This window comes from Amycolatopsis sp. lyj-112 (assembly GCF_046549055.1).
Classification (GTDB): domain Bacteria; phylum Actinomycetota; class Actinomycetes; order Mycobacteriales; family Pseudonocardiaceae; genus Amycolatopsis.
The window spans coordinates 843,733-859,954 of record NZ_JAJPWS010000001.1 but is presented as its reverse complement, the minus strand read 5'-3'; the positions used below and the strand labels follow the sequence as shown (position 1 = coordinate 859,954).

Genomic DNA, 16,222 nt, shown 5'->3' with positions numbered 1-16,222 from the left:
CCGGATTCCAAGACTAGAACACGTTCTCGTTTTTGTCGACTGGACCCCGGTCGAGCGCACTGTTCAGGCCAGCCCGCCGACCGGAAAACACGCAGTCGGCCAGCGACAGTCCGCTCACATATGACCTAGAACAGATTCCCACCGCGGTCCGGCCGGCGGCGTAGAGACCGGGAATCGGGGCGCCGGACGAAGCGCGCACGGCTCCGGTGTCCTCGTCGACGACCAGGCCGCCCAGCGTCAGCATCGGACAGGGGTAGCCGAGATTCGGCCGGATCGAGACGTCGATCAGCGAGTAGGGCGGCTGATCCAGCGGCCGCGCGAACTCGGCGGGTTTACCCATCGGATCGGCGCCGGAGCGAGCGGCTTCGACAGTGGAGCGCAGCCCGCCCGGATCGACACCGGCCTTGCGCGCGACCTCGTCGAGCGAACCGGCGACGACCCGTTGCCGCAGCAGGTAACGCACCTGAAGTCCTTGGAACCATTGACTTTGCCCACGCGCGTTCCGCCGCACGTCACGTACGATGGCGTCGTCGACCAGCAGCCAGCCGCGGCCTTCGTGCTCGGTGATCATGCGCTCGCCGACGGCCGCCCCGTACCGGGACTCGTCGATGATCCGCCCGCCCGTCTTGTCGACGAGAAGGCCACCGAGGAACGCCGACGGCGGGGTGATGAACCGCCAGGCGGAGATCCGCCCCAGCTCCGCCGTGGCGCCGCCCGCCTCGACTCCCATCCGGATCCCGGATCCGTCGTCGGCCGAGGTCCCGAGCGCCAGGCCGCCCCGGTACGCGGGCGCGTGCTCGCGCACCATCTCGCGGTTCGCGATGAACCCACCCGCCGCGAGAATGACCCCGCGCGTGGCCGATATCCGCAGCTCACGGCCATACCGCCGCTCGATCCGCTCCACCCGCCGATGCAGCGACTTCCGCAGCGACGGCACGTAGATCCCCGGTTTCGCGGCATACGCGGCGAGCTTCCGATGCGCGGTCCGCACCCGGGTGGGCGCGCCACGCAGGGACGAGACGACGACACCGGTCACGGTGCCGTTCTCGTCCACGATCAGATTCCGCGCCGCGGTCTGCGTCAGCACCTGGATACCGCGGCGCCGGACGGCTTCCTGCAGGCTCGTCATCAGCAGTTTTCCCGACGTGCCGGGCCCTTTGACGCGGTGGCCGCGCGGCGCGGGCTTGGCCGCGTCACGGAAACCGCCCGCCGCCTCGCTCCCCGAGTAGTAGAGGTAGTGCGCGTCGCTGGGATAGGACGTCTTGTAGGGACACAGACTTCCCTCGAAGGGCACGCCGTTGCCCTCCAGCCAGGTGATCATCTCCGTACTCCCCGCGCAGAACCGCCGCAGGGTCTCCTCGGAGACGACCTCACCGGCCTCGAGCCGCAGGTAGTCGTACATCGCGTCGACCGAATCGTCGACGCCGGCGTCTCGCTGCTGCGCCGTCCCGCCACCGGCGTAGACGACACCGCCGCTCACCGCGCTCGCGCCACCACCGGAAAACCGGTCCAGAATGAGCACACGGGCACCGGCGTCGGCGGCTTCGATCGCCGCACAGGCGCCGGCCGCTCCGAAGCCCACGATCACCACGTCCGCAACGAGGGAGTCCATGCCACCACCCTAGAACTGGAACACGTTCTCGTCTATGGTGACTGGAACAGCATGAATACCACTCAAAGCTTCCTATAACGTGTTCCAGGTGAGGGGCTCATGGAGTTCGACGTGATCGTGGCGGGCAGTGGAGCCGCCGGGATGACCGCCGCACTGTCCGCGGCCCACCGAGGGCTCGAGGTCCTGGTCGTCGAGAAGGCCGCGTGCTTCGGAGGATCGACGGCCCGCTCCGGCGGCGGCGTCTGGATCCCCGGCAACCATGCCCTGCGCGCGGCCGGGATCGAGGAACCGCCCGAGCGGGCTCACGAATACCTCCAGGCGATCGTCGGCGACGTCGTCCCGGCCGAACTCCGGTCGGCCTTCCTCGACCGCGGGCCCGAGGTCCTGTCCTTCGTCTGCGACAAGACGCCGCTGCGCTTCCGCTGGGTCCGCGGCTACTCGGACTACCACCCGGAGGCCCCGGGCGGCCGCGCCGGCGGGCGCTCGGTCGAGCCCGCCCCGCTCGACGGCAACGTCCTCGGCGAAGAACTGGCGAATCTGGAGCCGCCGTACAGCGCTCCCCCGCTGGGCGTGCCGATCACCCAGGCGGACTACCGGTGGCTGAGCCTGCTCGCCCGGCATCCGCGCGGGATCCTCCGCGTACTCGGTCTCGGCGGACGCTGGCTGGCCGGCCGCATCCGCCGTCAACGGCTTCTTTCCATGGGGCAAGCGCTTGCGGCGGGGTTGCGTGAGGGTCTGCGGCGGGCGAATGTCCCCGTCTGGCTCAACACGCCGCTGCTGGACGTCCGGGTCGAGGACGGTCGCGTGACCGGCATCGTGGTCCTCCATGAGGGTGAAGAGACCCTGATCCGCTCACGGCTCGGAGTCGTCCTCGGCGCCGGCGGGTTCGAGCGCAACGAGGAGATGCGGGTCAAGTACCAGCGAGCGCCCATCGGAACCGAATGGACCGTCGGCGCCGAAGCCAACACCGGGGACGCCATCGACGCCGGGCTCAAACTCGGCGCCGCCGCCGACCTGATGGACGACGCCTGGTGGGGCCCGTCGATCCCGCTCACCGGCGGGCCGTGGTTCGCCCTCGCCGAGCGATCGCGGCCGGGTTGCCTGATGGTCAACGCGCGCGGCGAGCGGTTCGTCAACGAATCGGCCCCGTACGTCGAGGCCGTGCACGCGATGTACGGCGAGGGTGACGGACCCGGTGTGAACTTCCCGACCTGGCTCGTCTTCGACCAGCGCAACCGCAACCGGTACATGTTCACCGGCCTCGGCCCGCGCCAGCCGCTGCCCGGCCGCTGGTTCAAAGCGGGTATCGCGGTCAAAGCGAGCACCATCGCGAAACTCGCCGAGCGGATCGACGTCCCGGCCGACGCGCTGGAGAGCACCATCCAGCGGTTCAACGGCTTCGCCCGGAAAGGCGAGGACGATGACTTCCACCGCGGGCGCAGCGCCTACGACCACTACTACGGCGACCCGCGGAACAAACCCAACCCGAGCCTGGGCCCGCTGGACGTCGCGCCGTACTACGCGGTGAAGATCGTGCCCGGCGATCTGGGCACCAAGGGCGGCTTGAGGATCGACCGGCACGCGCGCGTCCTGCGCGAGGACGGGTCGGTGATCGACGGACTGTACGCGGCGGGCAACACGAGCGCGGCGGTGATGGGCCGCACCTACGCCGGCCCCGGCGCGACGATCGGCCCGGCGATGGTGTTCGGCTACCTTGCGGCCGAGCATCTCGCGCAGCAAGATCACGGTCAAACGGGAGGTAGCCGATGACGACGGAATCCGTACGGCAGATCGACGCGGGCGCACCCCCTTCGCGGTTCGCGCGCGGCTGGCACTGTCTCGGCCTCGCCGAGCCGTTCCGGGACGGGAAGCCGCACGCCATCACGGCGTTCGGGACGAAACTGGTGGTCTTCGCCGATTCGTCCGGCAAGCTGAACGTGCTCGACGGGTACTGCCGTCATATGGGCGGCGACCTCACCCAGGGCGAGGTCAAGGGCGACGAGGTGGCCTGCCCGTTCCACGACTGGCGCTGGAACGGCAACGGCAAATGCGTCTCGATCCCTTACGCCAAGAGGGTTCCGCTGCGTGCGCGGACGAAGTCCTGGCAGGTGCTGGAGGAGAACAAGCAGCTTTTCCTGTGGCACGACCCCGAGGGCAACCCGCCGCCCGAGGACATCGTCATCCCGCGGATCGAGGGTGTGTTCGACGGCGAGTGGAGCAACTGGACCTGGGACTCGGTGCTGATCGAGGGCGCGAACTGCCGCGAGATCATCGACAACGTCGTGGACATGGCGCACTTCTTCTACGTCCACTACGCCTTCCCGACCTATTTCAAGAACATTTTCGAAGGCCACATCGCGACGCAGTACCTCAACACCAAGGGCCGCCCCGACGTCGGCATGCTGTCCAACTACGGCGGCGAGGAGAACCTGCTGCGGTCCGAGGCGTCCTACTTCGGGCCGTCGTACATGATCAACAGCCTGATCAACACGTACAAGGGCCTCGAGGTCGAGAACATCCTGATCAACTGCCACTACCCGGTCAGCCCGACGTCGTTCGTGCTGCAGTGGGGCGTGCTGGTCAAGAAGCTGCCCGGGATCTCCGACGAGCATGCCGACAAGATCGCCGCGAAGTTCGCGAAGGGCGTCGAGTTCGGGTTCCTGCAGGACGTCGAGATCTGGCGGAACAAGAGCCGCGTCGACAACCCGCTGCTGTGTGAGGAAGACGGGCCGGTGTATCAGCTCCGCCGCTGGTACGACCAGTTCTACGTCGACGCCGCGGACGTCACCGAGGACATGACGCGGCGCTTCGAGTTCGAGGTGGACACCACCCGTGCCAACGAGGTCTGGGCGGCGGAGGTGGCCGAGAACCTGGCACGGCAGCAGGCTGAAGAGGCCGGCGTGTGAAGCCCGAGACCGTCGAGTTCCTCACCGCCGGGCTGCGACCGCTGAGCTGCCGCGCGTGCGGAACCTGTGTGCTGGTCAAGAAAAGCAGTGTCCAGCACACCAGCATCCAGTGGACGACCGACGCGGCGCGAAGCTGCCCGGTGTTCGCCGAGCAGAAGGAGGGCGGGGCGCAGACGGCGTTGCTCGACACCTGCGCCAACCTCAGCGACAGCATCGACGCGGCGCTGAAGGACGGTCTCCTGGAGGTGCCCGAATGAGCGGGCCCGTGACGGTGACCGTGGCCGAGGTGATCGCCGAGACGGCGGACGCGGCCTCGATCGTGTTCGACATCCCGGCGGAACACTCCGAGGTTTTCGCTTACACCCCAGGGCAGTTCCTCACGGTGCGGGTGCCGAGCGAGCGGACGGGATCGGTGGCCCGCTGCTATTCGCTCTCCAGCGCGCCGCACGAGAACCGGGTCCAGGTCACCGTCAAACGCACCGCCGACGGGTACGGGTCGAACTGGCTCTGCGACAACCTCCGCGCCGGGCAAGAGGTCCAGGTCCTGCCGCCCGCCGGGGTGTTCAGCCCAGAGTCGCTCGACGAGGACTTCCTGTTGCTCGCGGGCGGCAGCGGTATCACGCCGGTGATGTCGATCCTGAAGTCGGCGCTGGAACACGGCACCGGCCGGGTGGTGCTGCTCTACGCGAACCGCGACGAGAAAGCGGTGATCTTCGCGCGGGAACTGACCGATCTGGCGGCGAAGCACGAAGACCGGCTGGTCGTCGTGCACTGGCTGGAGAGCCTGCAGGGCCTGCCGACCGAGGCGCATCTGCGTGCGCTGATGACGCCGTACACCTCTCATGAGGCGTTCATCTGCGGTCCGGCACCGTTCATGGACGCCGCCCGCGCGGTGCTCAAGGACCTCGGCCTGCCGCGGAAGCGGATCCATCTCGAACGCTTCCTCTCCCTCGGCGGCAACCCGTTCGAGGTGGCCGCGCCCGTCGTCGCCGAAGAAACAGAGGCCCCGGCTTCGCTCGAGGTCTCCCTCGACGGCGAGACCAAGAACCTGGCCTGGCCGCGCCGGACGAAGCTGCTGGACCTGTTGCTGGACAACGGGTTCGACGCGCCGTACTCCTGCCGCGAGGGTCAGTGCAGCGCCTGCGCCTGCCGGATCGCCTCCGGCGAGGTGAAGATGCTGCACAACGAGGTCCTCGACGGCGACGACATCGCCGAGGGCATCGTGCTGGCGTGCCAGTCCCTGCCGCTGACCGACGAGGTCACCGTCACCTACGAGTAGGAGTTCCGCCGTGCCCATCGATCCTTCGGTCGCGATCGGCGCCGACCTCGGCGAGGTGAGCTTCGCCTGGACCGCGTCGGACGTGCAGCTCTATCACCTGGCGCTCGGCGCCGGCTCGGATCCGATGAGCCCGCGGGAGCTGCGCTATACCTACGAGGACGGCCTGCAGGTGCTGCCGACGTTCGCGACCGTGGCGGCGAACCTGCGCGTGTTCGAACCGCCCGCCGTCTCGTTCCCCGGCGTCGAGGTCGACCTCGGCAAGGTGTTGCACGGCAAGCAGGAAGTCATCGCCCACCGGCCGATCCCGGCGTCGGGCAAGGCGGTGGCACGGACACGGATCGTCGACGTCTTCGACAAGGGCAAGGCGGCGGTGATCGTGAACGAGACCGTCGCCACCGACTCCGACGGAACTCCACTGTGGACACTGCGGTCGAGTATCTTCGCCCGTGGCGAAGGGGGTTTCGGTGGCGAGCGTGGTCCGTCGGACCGCGTCGAACTCCCGTCGCGCGAACCGGACGCCGTTGTCGACACGCCGACTTTGCCGCAGCAGGCGCTGCTCTACCGGCTCTGCGGAGACCGCAACCCGCTCCACGCGGATCCCGCGTTCGCCGCGGCCGCCGGGTTCGACAAACCGATCCTGCACGGCCTGTGCACTTACGGCGTCATCGCGAAGGCCGTCACCGACGAGCTTCTCGACGGCGACACCTCTCGGGTCGCCTCGTTCTCCGCGAAGTTCGCCGGCGTCGTCTTCCCCGGCGAACCGCTGCGGACCCGGGTCTGGCGGGAGCCCGCCGGGTTGTTGATCACGACCACGGCGCCCGAGCGCGGCGATGCCCCCGTTCTGTCTGACACTTTCTTGACCACGACAGACTGAATCATCATCCGCGCAGGTAACGGCTCTGGCTAAACTGGCTCAGGTGTCCCCCATGATCACCGACCCGTATGCCGTTCTCGGCCGGGACTACGCGCGATCGAGGCGCCCGGATCCCCGGCTCGCGGACGCCGTCACCCACGCACTCGGGGACGCGCGTTCGGTGGTCAACGTCGGCGCCGGAGCCGGTTCCTACGAGCCTGACGACCGGAGCGTCGTCGCCGTCGAGCCGTCCCGGCAGATGATCCGGCAGCGTCCGGCCGCTTCGGCTCCCGCCGTCCAAGCCTGCGCGGAAGGTCTCCCCTTCCCCGACGGCGCCTTCGACGCCGGACTGGCGGTGCTCACGGTGCACCACTGGACGGACGTGGCCGCCGGGCTCGCCGAACTGCGGCGAGTGTCCCGTCGCCAGGTGATCCTGACCTGGGACCAGGCGGTGTTCGCGCGGTTCTGGCTGGTCCGCGACTACCTTCCGGAGATCGCCGCGCACGAGAGCCGGCTGGCCTGCCTCGACCGCGTCGTCGACGAACTGACCACGGCGGGGCAGACGCCTTCGGTGACTCCGCTGCCGGTGCCGTCCGACTGCGTCGACGGATTCCTCGGCGCGTATTGGCGCAGGCCGGAGGCCTACCTCTCGGAACGCGTGCGGGCGGGGATGTCCGGGGTCGCGCTGCTGGACCAGGACGTCGTCGCGACCGCGGTCGAGGGCCTGCGCGCCGACCTGGCCGACGGGCACTGGCACCGGCGTCACGTGGGACTGCTGGGCCGGACCGAGCTGGACCTCGGGTACCGGCTCGTCGTGACGTGATTCAGTACACAGTGGACTCTGGGACCTCTCGCCGCTTGGACGGCGGTCGACCTCCGGTTCGGCTCGTGGTTTCATGGCTTTCGTGACCTCAGTGACGGGAGCGGCATGACGGAGTTCTTCGTGGTCCGTGGCCAGGTGGAGAAGGGCGATCAGCGGGGTCGGGAACTGGGCTTCCCGACCGCCAACATCGCGCTGCGCGACCAAGACGGCCAGGTCGGCGACGGAGTGTGGGCGGGCTGGGCCGAGCGTGCCGACGGCACCCGGATCGCGGCCGCGGTCTCGGTCGGCAGGCGCCCGACGTACTACGGCGCGGACGGCTACCGGCTCGTCGAGGCACACCTGCTGGACTTCAGCGGCGATCTCTACAGCGAAGAACTGACCGTGTGGCTCGGGCACCACCTGCGGGAGCAGGAGACCTACCCGTCGTCGGAAGCGCTGATCGTCGCGCTCGACAAGGACATCGCGAACGCGGCCAAGTGGGCGGCGGACAACCCGGCCGACGACCTGCCGGACCCGGGGGACGCCGGGAACGGCGTCGTCCGGCGCGTCGGCGCCTGAGGCAGCCCGCAAGCAGTCGACTACTTGCGGGCTAGAGGGCGGCCGCCACCAGCATGTACCCCATGCCCAGGCCCATGACCACCCGGCAGGCCCAGCGCGAAACCTGGCCCGCGCCGCCGGCGTCCCGCACCGCCGAGACGCCGGCGCGCACCGCGTCCACCGCGAAATACGCGGCCACGACGCCGAAAGCCAGCGAAAGCCACAGTGCCGAAGCGGTACCGGGAGCGGACATCACCAGCCACGGCCCGTGCGAGACGGCGCTGTGCGGCATGAAGGTCACCATGAACAGCATCGCCGCGGCGGACACGGCGTGGTGCCCGCACGAGGAGTGCCCGGACCGCCGCCCCTTCCACCACGAGACCGCGAACCAGCCCGCGGTCAGGAGCAGCACCGCCTGCCAGCCCGCCGCCGGGATCGGACCGCCCACCGGGGACAGCATCGCGATCATCGCGACGACGAGCAGGAGTTCGGCCAGATCACCGTTGCGGACGGCCGCCCCCAGCCGCACGTAGTCCAGCCGGACGAGTCTCAGCACACAGGGCAGGGCCAGCAAGGCGAACACAGCGGTCAACGTCCACGCTACGAAGACTGGCCCCGACATGGCACCTCCCGCCGACCGGCATCCCTTTCACCGTGGCAGGAACCGCTCTAGTACACCATCGGGCAATGAGGTGATCTCACCCCGCGGTCAAGACCAATCCGCTCGTAGGTACGCCGGTTCCGGCGGTCACGAGCACCCGTTCGGCCCCGTCGACCTGATTGACGGCGGTCCCCCGTAGCTGCCGGACACCTTCGGCGATCCCGTTCATCCCGTGGATGTAGGCCTCCCCCAGTTGTCCGCCGTGCGGGTTGAGCGGCAGCTTGCCGTCCAGGTCGCACGTGCCGCCGGCGAGGAAGTCCTTGGCTTCGCCCTTTCCGCAGAAGCCCAGCTCTTCCAGCTGCATCAGGACATAAGGGGTGAAGTGGTCGTAGAGCACCGCGAGATCCATGTCGCCGGGACCGAGCCCGGACTGCGCCCACAACTGCCGCCCCACGACGCCCATCTCGGGCAGCGCCGCCAGGTCGTCGCGGTAGTAGCTGGTCATCACGTACTGGTCCGGCCCGCTCCCCTGCGCCGCCCCGGCGATCACGGCGGGCCGGTGCGGCAGGTCGCGGGCCCGCTCGGCACTGGTGACCACCAAGGCGACGCCACCGTCGCTCTCCTGACAGCAATCGAGCAGGTGCAACGGTTCGGCGACCCAGCGGGACGCCTGATGGTCTTCGAGCGTGATCGGTTTACCGTAGAACCAGGCCTGGGGGTTGGTGGCGGCACGGGCACGGTCGATGACGGCGACCCGGCCGAAGTCCTCACTGGTCGCCCCGTATTCGTGCATGTAGCGGCGGGCGAGCATGGCGACGGTCGCGGCCGGGGTCGCGATGCCCATCGGGTAGTGGAACGCGTTGTCGACGCCGGAGGAGTTCACCTGGCCCGCCGCGGCCGAGGAGACCTGCCCGAACCGCATCCCGGACCGTTCGTTGAAGGCCCGGTACGCGACGACGACGTCCGCGACGCCGGTGGCCACGGCCATCGCGGCCTGCTGCACGGTCGCGGCCGCCGCCCCGCCGCCGTAGTGGATCCGGCTGAAGAACTTGAGCTCGGGGATGCCGAGTTCGCGTGCCACCGCGATCTCGCTGTTGCCGTCCATGGTGAACGAGACCAGTCCGTCCACATCGGACGGTGCGAGCCCCGCGTCGGCCAGCGCGGCCGAGACCGCTTCCGCCGCCAGCCGCAGTTCGCTGCGCCCGGAATCCTTGGAGAACTCCGTCGCCCCGATCCCGGCGATCGCGGCCTGTCCGGACAGGGTCATCGGTCGCCTCCCAGCGTGAGTTCCACGGTCCCGGTCACATGCTCGCCGAGACTGTCCATACCGGACACCGAGATCACCACGTCGTCGCCGTCCTGCTCGACGACCCGGCCGGTGAAGGTCAAGGTGTCGTAGGCATAGCACGGCACGCCGAGCCGGATCTTGATCGACCGCACGAACGCCTCCGGCCCCGCCCAGTCGGTGACGAACCGTTGCACCAGACCGGTGTCGGTGAGGATGTTGAGGAAGATGTCCTTCGACCCGCGCTGCACCGCGGCGTCCCGGTCGTGGTGGACGTCCTGGAAATCCCGGGTCGCCACGGCCGTGCTCACCACGAACGTCGGGGTGGCCTCGATCGTCAGCGGCGGCAACTCGGTGCCGACCGAACGGTCCTTCATCGCGCGACCCTCCAAGCGGGCAAGGTCAGCTCCTCGTCGACCTGTACGAAAGCGGCCTCCACCGGGAGTCCGATGTGGACCGACTCGGGATCGGCGTCGAGCAGTTCGCCCATCACCCGGACCCCCTCCTCCAGTTCGACGAGCGCGACCACGAACGGCAGATCCTTGCCGGGGACCGGCGGATGATGGTGCACCACGTAGCTGTAGACCGTTCCGCGGCCGCAGGCGACGACGTGGTCCGGCTTCGCGTCGAGGCCGCCGTCCGGCGGCATCGGGCCGGGCGGGTGCCGCAGGGTCTCGCCCCACCGCTGGATCCGTAGTTCGCCTTCCCGCAGCCCGGCCCAGAAGAACTCGGTGTCCTTGCTGATCACCGGCCGCAGTACCGGGGCCGACGCCTTGGCGGGCTCGGCACCCGGCGGACGGAACTTCAGCACCCGGAAGACCATGTCCGCGACGGCTTCGTCCCCGACATACCAGGTCGTCTTCGTCGTGACGAACCAGCCTTCGCCCAAGGCGGTGCGTTTCGGCCCGACGACGCTCTCGAGTTTCGCGGTCGCCGAGACGAGTTCGCCGTGCCGCAGGTAGCGGTGGTAGTTCTGCTCGGAGTTGGTCGCGACGACCGAGGTGAACCCGGCCTCGTCGAGCACCTCCATCATCGCGCCGAGCGGATCGTCCGACGCCCTCGTCCAGTTCAGCCCGCCCATCGTCCACACCTGCGCCATCGCGGGCGGCGCGACAAGTCCCTTGTGGACGCTCGCGGCGGCGAACTCCTCATCGACGTAGACGGGATTGCGATCGCCGAGAGCCTCGACCCAGTTGTTCACCATCGCCTGGTTGACCACGTCGCGGGCCGCCCTCGGCGAGGATTCTCCTTGCGCGGCGATACGTTCGGCCGCCTCCGAGATGCTCATCGCGGCACCCTCGGCAGACCGAGCCCGGCGGTGGCGATCAGCTCGCGCTGGATCTCGTTGACGCCGCCGCCGAAGGTCAGCACCAGGTTGCGTTTGGCCACCACGTCCAGCCACCGCGCCAGTTCCGCGGTTTCGGTGTCGGCCTGGTCGCCGTGTCGTGCCACGATCTCCTCCAGTCTCCTGGCCAGCCGCTGGATCCGTTCGGAACCGATGATCTTGGTGGCCGAGGCGTCGGCGATCGCCACCGGCCCGGCCGCCGAAGAAGCCGCGACCTGCCAGTTCAGCAGTTCGTTGACCCGGGCGGTCGCCAGCGTTTCCGCGAGGACGCCACGAATGTCGGGCAGCTGCAGCAAGGGCGTACCGTCCGGCGCCTTCCTCGACGCTGCCCAATCGCGGACACGGTCGTGAAGCCCGCCGATCCGCCCGGCCGGGCCGAGCATGACGCGTTCGTGGTTCAGCTGCGTGGTGATCAGCCGCCAGCCCTCGTTCTCCTTGCCCACCAGCATGTCCGCCGGCACCCGGACGTCGGAGTAGTAGGTGGCGTTCACGTGGTGCGCGCCGTCGCAGGTGATGATCGGCGTCCACGAATAGCCCGGATCCCGGGTGTCCATGATGAGGATCGAGATCCCCTTGTGTTTCGGTGCGTCCGGCGCCGTCCGTACGGCGAGCCAGAGGTAGTCGGCGTCGTGCCCGCCGGTGGTGAAGGTCTTCTGGCCGTTGATGACGTACTCGTCGCCCTCGCGCACGGCCATCGTCCGCAGCGACGCGAGGTCCGTGCCCGCGTCCGGTTCGGTGTACCCGATGGCGAAATGGATCTCCCCCGCCAGGATCTTGGGCAGGAAGAAGGCTTTCTGCGCTTCGGTGCCGAAGGCCTGCAACGTCGGCCCGACGGTCTGGAGCGTCACCGATGGCAGCTGGATGTCGGCGCGGGCTGCCTCGTCGACGAAGAGGTGCTGCTCGATCTCGCCGAAACCCTTGCCGCCGTACTGTTCCGGCCAGCCGACACCGAGGCGGCCGTCGCGTCCCATCCGCCGCACGATCTCGCGGTACACCGGCCCGTGACGCTCGCGCAGCATCGCGCGGCGCTCCTCCGCACTCACCAGACCGGCGAAGTACTTGCGCAGCTCGGCCCGTAATTGTTGTTGTGCCGCAGTCAGTTCGATGAGCATCGTGTCACCCCGCCACCAGTTCGCCCAGCTCGGCCAGCCGGTGCGCGGCACCGCCGAGAGTCCGTCCGAGATCCTTCACGGCCGAGGAGTACCGGTGCAGCGGATAGGTTTCGTCCACTCCGATCCCTCCGTGCAGGTGGTGGCAGACGGCCAGCGCCTCGGGCGCCTCCTCCGCCAGCCAGTACGCCGCGATGTCCAGTTCCGCCTCCGCGTCCAGCCCCGCCGCGAGCCGCCAGACCGCCGAACGCGCGGCCAGCTCGACGGTTCTCGAAGCCACGTAGACGTCCGCGATCTGCTGGGCCACCGCCTGGAACGTCGCCAGTGGCCGGCCGAACTGCTCGCGTTCGCCGATGTGTTTCGTGGTCAGCGCCAGCGCCCCGGCGAGCAGCCCGTCGCCGAAGGCCACCGTGCCCGCGAGGGCGAACCGGTGCAGCGTCGCGATCGACTCGCCGGGCCCGTGCCCGTTCAGCAGATCGGCGTCGGTGACGGTCACGGAATCCAGCGACATCGTGTAGTCCGGTGTGCCGGAAGACGTTCTGGTCGGCGTCAGCGTCACGCCGTCCGCCTGGGGATCGATCAGGAAGACGCCGGTACCGCCGGGCAGCGAGGCCGGCGTCAGGATCCGGGTGGACTCGGCCGCGAACGGCACGCCGACCTTGACCCCGCTCAGGCGCCAGTCCCCCGCCGACTCCGCCACGGTCGCGGGCCGGGTGGTGAACGGCGCGGACGGCTCGTGCAGGGCGGCGGTGAGCACGGATTCGCCGGCGGCGACCGGCGGCAGCAGCGCCGCGCGCTGATCCGGGCCGCCCAGCGCCCCGACCGGCAGGACGCCGAAGGCCAGCGACGCCAGCGCGGGCACCGGCGAGGCCACCCGGCCGAGTTCGGTGAGCACCAAGGCGACCTCGGCGACGCCGAGGCCGTCACCGCCGAGTTCGGCGGGCAGCGCCAGCGCGAGCAGACCGGAATCGGCGAGCGCGCGCCAAGTCTCGGCGGGCTCACGCTCCTTGCCGAGGACGCGCGCGGTCAGCGCGGTGACCTCGGTCTGCGTCTCGTCGAACTGGAAGTCCACACTGGCTCCTCACCGGCCGAACGGGCTCAATACTGAAACCTGTTCTAGTCTTAACCGGAAGGCGGCCCGACGGCAACCCCCTTGCTAGGGCGCGGCCTTCAGAAGTTCCTGGAGGGCGTCCGGGAAGTGGTCGGCGAGCGGCCACAGGTCACCGGTGAGTTCGCGGGCGCCGAGCAGGCCGACGTCGACCCGGCCCGCGTTGGACAGCACGGTGACGTTGAGGCCGGCGCCGTGGAACACCGGCCCGAGCGGGTAGAGCCCGGTGATCTCGCAGCCCAGCAGGTAGAGCGGCATCGGCGGACCGGGCACATTGGACACCACCAGGTTGTGCACCACCGGATGCCGTTCGGCCAGGCGCAGCGCCGAATACGCGCGCACCGCGAGGCCGAACATCGTGGCCGCCGAGAACTGCGCCCAGTCCTGGAGCATGTCGGCGTGGATGTCGCGGTGATGGTCCTTCGACAGCCGGTTCGACTCCGCGAGCATGAACACCCGCGCCGCGGGGTCCTCCAGATGGGTGGGCAGGGAGGCGAAGAACGCCGACACCTTGTTGCTGCCGTGGTCGCGCTCGGTCCGTTCGTGCACCGAGACCGGCACTGTCGCCACCAGCGGATCGTCCGGGAGTTCGTCCCGGTCTCGCAGGAAACGCCGCAGAGCACCCGAAACGACGGCGAGGACGACGTCGTTCACCGTCACCCCGAAGGCGTTCTTCACCTGTTTGACCTCGTCGAGGTCGAGCGAGGTGTACGCGACGCTTCGGTGTGCGGTGATCGTCCCGTTGAACGAGATACGCGGTGCGGTGAACGGCACCGGCATTCCCTTGCCCTGCAACGCCTTCCCGACCCACTTCGGTACGAGTTCGAGCAGGTCCGGGAGCAGTTTCACCACTTCGGCCGGCCGTTTCACGAACGACGTCAAACCCGCGCCCAGCAGGGCCCGCCGGCCCGGTACACCGCTGTTGCCCCGCTCGTCCCGCGCGATCTCCGGCGGCGGGGCGTCCGGTTCGAGGCCGGCGAGATAGGTGATCAGGCTGGCGCCGCTGACGCCGTCGACGCTGGCGTGGTGCATCTTGAGCAGGACCGCGATCTCGCCGCCCGCGAGGCCTTCGATCACGTGCAACTGCCAGAGCGGCTGCGCGCGGTCCAGCCGTTGTCCCGCGATATGGGCACAGAGTTCGGCTAGTTCCCGCCGATCGCCGGGCGCGGGTACGCCGATCCGGTGAACATGGGCCTCGAGGTCGAAGTCCTCGTCCTCGACCCAGACGGGATGGGTGAGATTCCAGAGTGGATTGTGCAGCTTGCGCCGAAATGCCGGGATCAGGCGCACCCGTTCGGCCAGTTTCTCCTTGAAGCGCTCGAAATCGTAGCCACCGGGCATGGTCGAACCGTCGAGCGTGAGCAGCCCGCACACGTGCAGGACCTGGGTCGGTGTCTCCAAGTAGAGGAAACTCGCGTCCAGACCACTCAATCTCCGCATAAAAGTCACCCTAGGCCAACTCTGCAACGGGTTCTACGCCGTCACCCGACGGTAGGATCGGTGCCCATGCAGCCGAGTTTCGTCCTTCGCCAGGCACTCCAGCTCGCGCTCACCGCGAACGCGCTCAAGCCGCCGCGCGGTGCCCGGACAGCGGTTCCGGCGTTCTTCGCGGGCTGGCTCACCGGGGAACTCGCCCCCCATCTGCTCGCGCTGACGGCGGCCGACGCGGCCGCTCACGTCGCGCGCCACCGGGGCAAGTCGAGCAAGACCGGCCTCGCGCTGGCGGCGGCGTCCGCGGCCGGGCTCGGGACGCTGATCGCGCAGTCCCAGCGCGCTCGCGACGAGATCGAGACCGCGCTCACCGAAGGCATCGGCACGGCCTACACCGAGGAACTCGACCATCCGCCGAACCCGACGGACCTCGCGACGCCGTGGGGCCAGCTGGCCATGCCGTTCCGCATGCGCGACCCGGAGGTGCGGCGCGAACGCGACATCGCCTACGCGCCCGGCGGGAAGCGGTTCCTGCTGGACGTCTACGCCCCGCGCGAGAAGGTTTCCGGCGCGCCGATCCTGCTCCAAGTGCACGGCGGCGCGTGGGTGATCGGTAACAAGGACCAGCAGGGCCTGCCGCTGATGCTGCACATGGCCAAACGTGGCTGGATCTGCGTCGCGATCAACTACCCGCTCTCCCCCGCCGCGCGCTGGCCCGCGCATATCGTCGCGGCGAAGCGGGCGCTGGCCTGGATCCGCGACAACGCCGAATCCTACGGCGGCGATCCGTCGTTCGTCGCCGTCACCGGCGGATCGGCGGGCGGGCACCTCGCGGCGCTGCTGGCGCTGACCGCGAACGATCCGGCGCTACAACCGGGCTTCACCGAGGCCGACACCGGTGTCCAAGCGTGCATCCCGCACTACGGCGTCTACGACTTCGCCGCGACCAGCGGACGACGCTCCAGCCAGACTCGGCTGAAGACATTGATCGCCCGGCACGTCTTCGAAACCGGGAAGGACCCGGAGAACTTCCTCGACGACTACATCGCGGCCTCACCGCTGGACCGGATCACCGATGACGCGCCGCCGTTCTTCGTCATCCACGGCGCCCACGACTCGCTGGTTCCGGTGGGCGAGGCCCGCGAATTCGTGCGACGGCTACGGAACAAGTCGAATCGCGAGGTCGCCTACGCGGAGATCTCCGGCGCCCAGCACGCTTTCGACGTCTTCCCGTCGGTCCGCAGCGCGCACGTGGTCCGCGGCGTGGAGCGATTCCTGGAGTGGACCTACCGAACCCGGCAGGCAAGGGCCGAGACCGCAAGGCCGTGAAGGC

At 69.2% G+C, this 16,222-nt stretch carries 16 protein-coding genes; 8 read left to right on the top strand and 8 right to left on the bottom strand.

Features of this window, described 5'->3' with window-relative positions; translation table 11 throughout:
• Window positions 1-13: 13 nt before the first annotated feature.
• Window positions 14-1,612 (bottom strand): FAD-binding protein, encoded by a 1,599-nt coding sequence (locus tag ACLJRL_RS04110; protein WP_410654624.1) that lies wholly within the window; start codon window positions 1,610-1,612, stop codon window positions 14-16.
• Window positions 1,613-1,711: 99 nt separating this feature from the next.
• On the opposite strand from ACLJRL_RS04110, the gene kstD reads away from it, so the two are divergent.
• The 7 genes from kstD to ACLJRL_RS04075 all read left to right on the top strand — a co-directional run bounded on the left by kstD (window position 1,712) and on the right by ACLJRL_RS04075 (window position 8,031).
• Window positions 1,712-3,382, top strand: a complete 1,671-nt coding sequence (gene kstD, locus ACLJRL_RS04105; protein WP_410654623.1) for a 3-oxosteroid 1-dehydrogenase — start codon at window positions 1,712-1,714, stop codon at window positions 3,380-3,382.
• Complete coding sequence (locus ACLJRL_RS04100; RefSeq protein WP_410654622.1) at window positions 3,379-4,518, top strand: Rieske 2Fe-2S domain-containing protein; 1,140 nt, start codon at window positions 3,379-3,381, stop codon at window positions 4,516-4,518. Before kstD ends, ACLJRL_RS04100 begins: the two co-directional genes overlap by 4 nt.
• Window positions 4,515-4,775, top strand: coding sequence for a hypothetical protein (locus tag ACLJRL_RS04095; protein ID WP_410654621.1), 261 nt, complete (start codon window positions 4,515-4,517; stop codon window positions 4,773-4,775). Before ACLJRL_RS04100 ends, ACLJRL_RS04095 begins: the two co-directional genes overlap by 4 nt.
• The gene (locus ACLJRL_RS04090; RefSeq protein ID WP_410654620.1) at window positions 4,772-5,797 is read left to right on the top strand and encodes a 2Fe-2S iron-sulfur cluster-binding protein; all 1,026 of its coding nucleotides are present in this window, start codon (window positions 4,772-4,774) and stop codon (window positions 5,795-5,797) included. Before ACLJRL_RS04095 ends, ACLJRL_RS04090 begins: the two co-directional genes overlap by 4 nt.
• Window positions 5,798-5,807: 10 nt before the next feature.
• Window positions 5,808-6,671, top strand: a complete 864-nt coding sequence (locus tag ACLJRL_RS04085) for a MaoC/PaaZ C-terminal domain-containing protein (RefSeq protein WP_410654619.1) — start codon at window positions 5,808-5,810, stop codon at window positions 6,669-6,671.
• Window positions 6,672-6,723: 52 nt separating this feature from the next.
• A complete protein-coding gene (locus tag ACLJRL_RS04080) occupies window positions 6,724-7,473 on the top strand; it encodes a class I SAM-dependent methyltransferase (protein ID WP_410655155.1) in 750 nt (249 codons plus the stop codon).
• A 105-nt stretch (window positions 7,474-7,578) separates the two neighbouring features.
• A complete protein-coding gene (locus tag ACLJRL_RS04075) occupies window positions 7,579-8,031 on the top strand; it encodes a riboflavin kinase (protein ID WP_410654618.1) in 453 nt (150 codons plus the stop codon).
• 31 nt (window positions 8,032-8,062) lie between these two features.
• Here the strand turns inward: ACLJRL_RS04075 and ACLJRL_RS04070 are convergent, their stop codons facing one another.
• From ACLJRL_RS04070 to ACLJRL_RS04040, 7 genes are all read right to left on the bottom strand, one after another.
• On the bottom strand, window positions 8,063-8,632 hold the full coding sequence (locus tag ACLJRL_RS04070; RefSeq protein ID WP_410654617.1) for a DUF5134 domain-containing protein: 570 nt from the start codon (window positions 8,630-8,632) through the stop codon (window positions 8,063-8,065).
• 76 nt (window positions 8,633-8,708) lie between these two features.
• Complete coding sequence (locus ACLJRL_RS04065) at window positions 8,709-9,878, bottom strand: lipid-transfer protein (protein ID WP_410654616.1); 1,170 nt, start codon at window positions 9,876-9,878, stop codon at window positions 8,709-8,711.
• Window positions 9,875-10,273 carry a MaoC family dehydratase gene (locus ACLJRL_RS04060; RefSeq protein ID WP_410654615.1) on the bottom strand — a complete coding sequence of 133 codons (399 nt, stop codon included), beginning with the start codon at window positions 10,271-10,273 and terminating at the stop codon, window positions 9,875-9,877. The genes ACLJRL_RS04065 and ACLJRL_RS04060 overlap by 4 nt, the downstream gene beginning before the upstream one ends.
• Entirely contained in the window at window positions 10,270-11,184 is a 915-nt protein-coding gene (locus ACLJRL_RS04055) for a bifunctional MaoC family dehydratase N-terminal/OB-fold nucleic acid binding domain-containing protein (protein ID WP_410654614.1), read from the bottom strand. Before ACLJRL_RS04055 ends, ACLJRL_RS04060 begins: the two co-directional genes overlap by 4 nt.
• Window positions 11,181-12,353, bottom strand: a complete 1,173-nt coding sequence (locus tag ACLJRL_RS04050) for an acyl-CoA dehydrogenase family protein (RefSeq protein WP_410654613.1) — start codon at window positions 12,351-12,353, stop codon at window positions 11,181-11,183. The genes ACLJRL_RS04055 and ACLJRL_RS04050 overlap by 4 nt, the downstream gene beginning before the upstream one ends.
• A gap of 4 nt (window positions 12,354-12,357) precedes the next feature.
• The gene (locus ACLJRL_RS04045) at window positions 12,358-13,422 is read right to left on the bottom strand and encodes an acyl-CoA dehydrogenase family protein (RefSeq protein ID WP_410654612.1); all 1,065 of its coding nucleotides are present in this window, start codon (window positions 13,420-13,422) and stop codon (window positions 12,358-12,360) included.
• 84 nt (window positions 13,423-13,506) lie between these two features.
• Window positions 13,507-14,898, bottom strand: coding sequence for a WS/DGAT/MGAT family O-acyltransferase (locus ACLJRL_RS04040; protein WP_410654611.1), 1,392 nt, complete (start codon window positions 14,896-14,898; stop codon window positions 13,507-13,509).
• A 66-nt stretch (window positions 14,899-14,964) separates the two neighbouring features.
• Between ACLJRL_RS04040 and ACLJRL_RS04035 the strand changes: the two genes are divergently transcribed.
• Window positions 14,965-16,218 (top strand): alpha/beta hydrolase fold domain-containing protein, encoded by a 1,254-nt coding sequence (locus ACLJRL_RS04035; protein ID WP_410654610.1) that lies wholly within the window; start codon window positions 14,965-14,967, stop codon window positions 16,216-16,218.
• Window positions 16,219-16,222 lie beyond the last annotated feature (4 nt).

Excerpts from the sequence above, each read along its gene's own strand:
- ACLJRL_RS04040 (WP_410654611.1), bottom strand. The coding sequence starts at position 14,898 with ATGCGGAGATTGAGTGGTCTGGACGCGAGTTTCCTCTACTTGGAGACA.
- ACLJRL_RS04060 (WP_410654615.1), bottom strand. The coding sequence starts at position 10,273 with ATGAAGGACCGTTCGGTCGGCACCGAGTTGCCGCCGCTGACGATCGAG.
- ACLJRL_RS04055 (WP_410654614.1), bottom strand. The coding sequence starts at position 11,184 with ATGAGCATCTCGGAGGCGGCCGAACGTATCGCCGCGCAAGGAGAATCC.
- ACLJRL_RS04070 (WP_410654617.1), bottom strand. The coding sequence starts at position 8,632 with ATGTCGGGGCCAGTCTTCGTAGCGTGGACGTTGACCGCTGTGTTCGCC.
- ACLJRL_RS04065 (WP_410654616.1), bottom strand. The coding sequence starts at position 9,878 with ATGACCCTGTCCGGACAGGCCGCGATCGCCGGGATCGGGGCGACGGAG.
- ACLJRL_RS04110 (WP_410654624.1), bottom strand. The coding sequence starts at position 1,612 with ATGGACTCCCTCGTTGCGGACGTGGTGATCGTGGGCTTCGGAGCGGCC.
- ACLJRL_RS04090 (WP_410654620.1), top strand. The coding sequence starts at position 4,772 with ATGAGCGGGCCCGTGACGGTGACCGTGGCCGAGGTGATCGCCGAGACG.
- ACLJRL_RS04050 (WP_410654613.1), bottom strand. The coding sequence starts at position 12,353 with ATGCTCATCGAACTGACTGCGGCACAACAACAATTACGGGCCGAGCTG.
- ACLJRL_RS04035 (WP_410654610.1), top strand. The coding sequence starts at position 14,965 with ATGCAGCCGAGTTTCGTCCTTCGCCAGGCACTCCAGCTCGCGCTCACC.
- kstD (WP_410654623.1), top strand. The coding sequence starts at position 1,712 with ATGGAGTTCGACGTGATCGTGGCGGGCAGTGGAGCCGCCGGGATGACC.
- ACLJRL_RS04080 (WP_410655155.1), top strand. The coding sequence starts at position 6,724 with ATGATCACCGACCCGTATGCCGTTCTCGGCCGGGACTACGCGCGATCG.
- ACLJRL_RS04100 (WP_410654622.1), top strand. The coding sequence starts at position 3,379 with ATGACGACGGAATCCGTACGGCAGATCGACGCGGGCGCACCCCCTTCG.
- ACLJRL_RS04075 (WP_410654618.1), top strand. The coding sequence starts at position 7,579 with ATGACGGAGTTCTTCGTGGTCCGTGGCCAGGTGGAGAAGGGCGATCAG.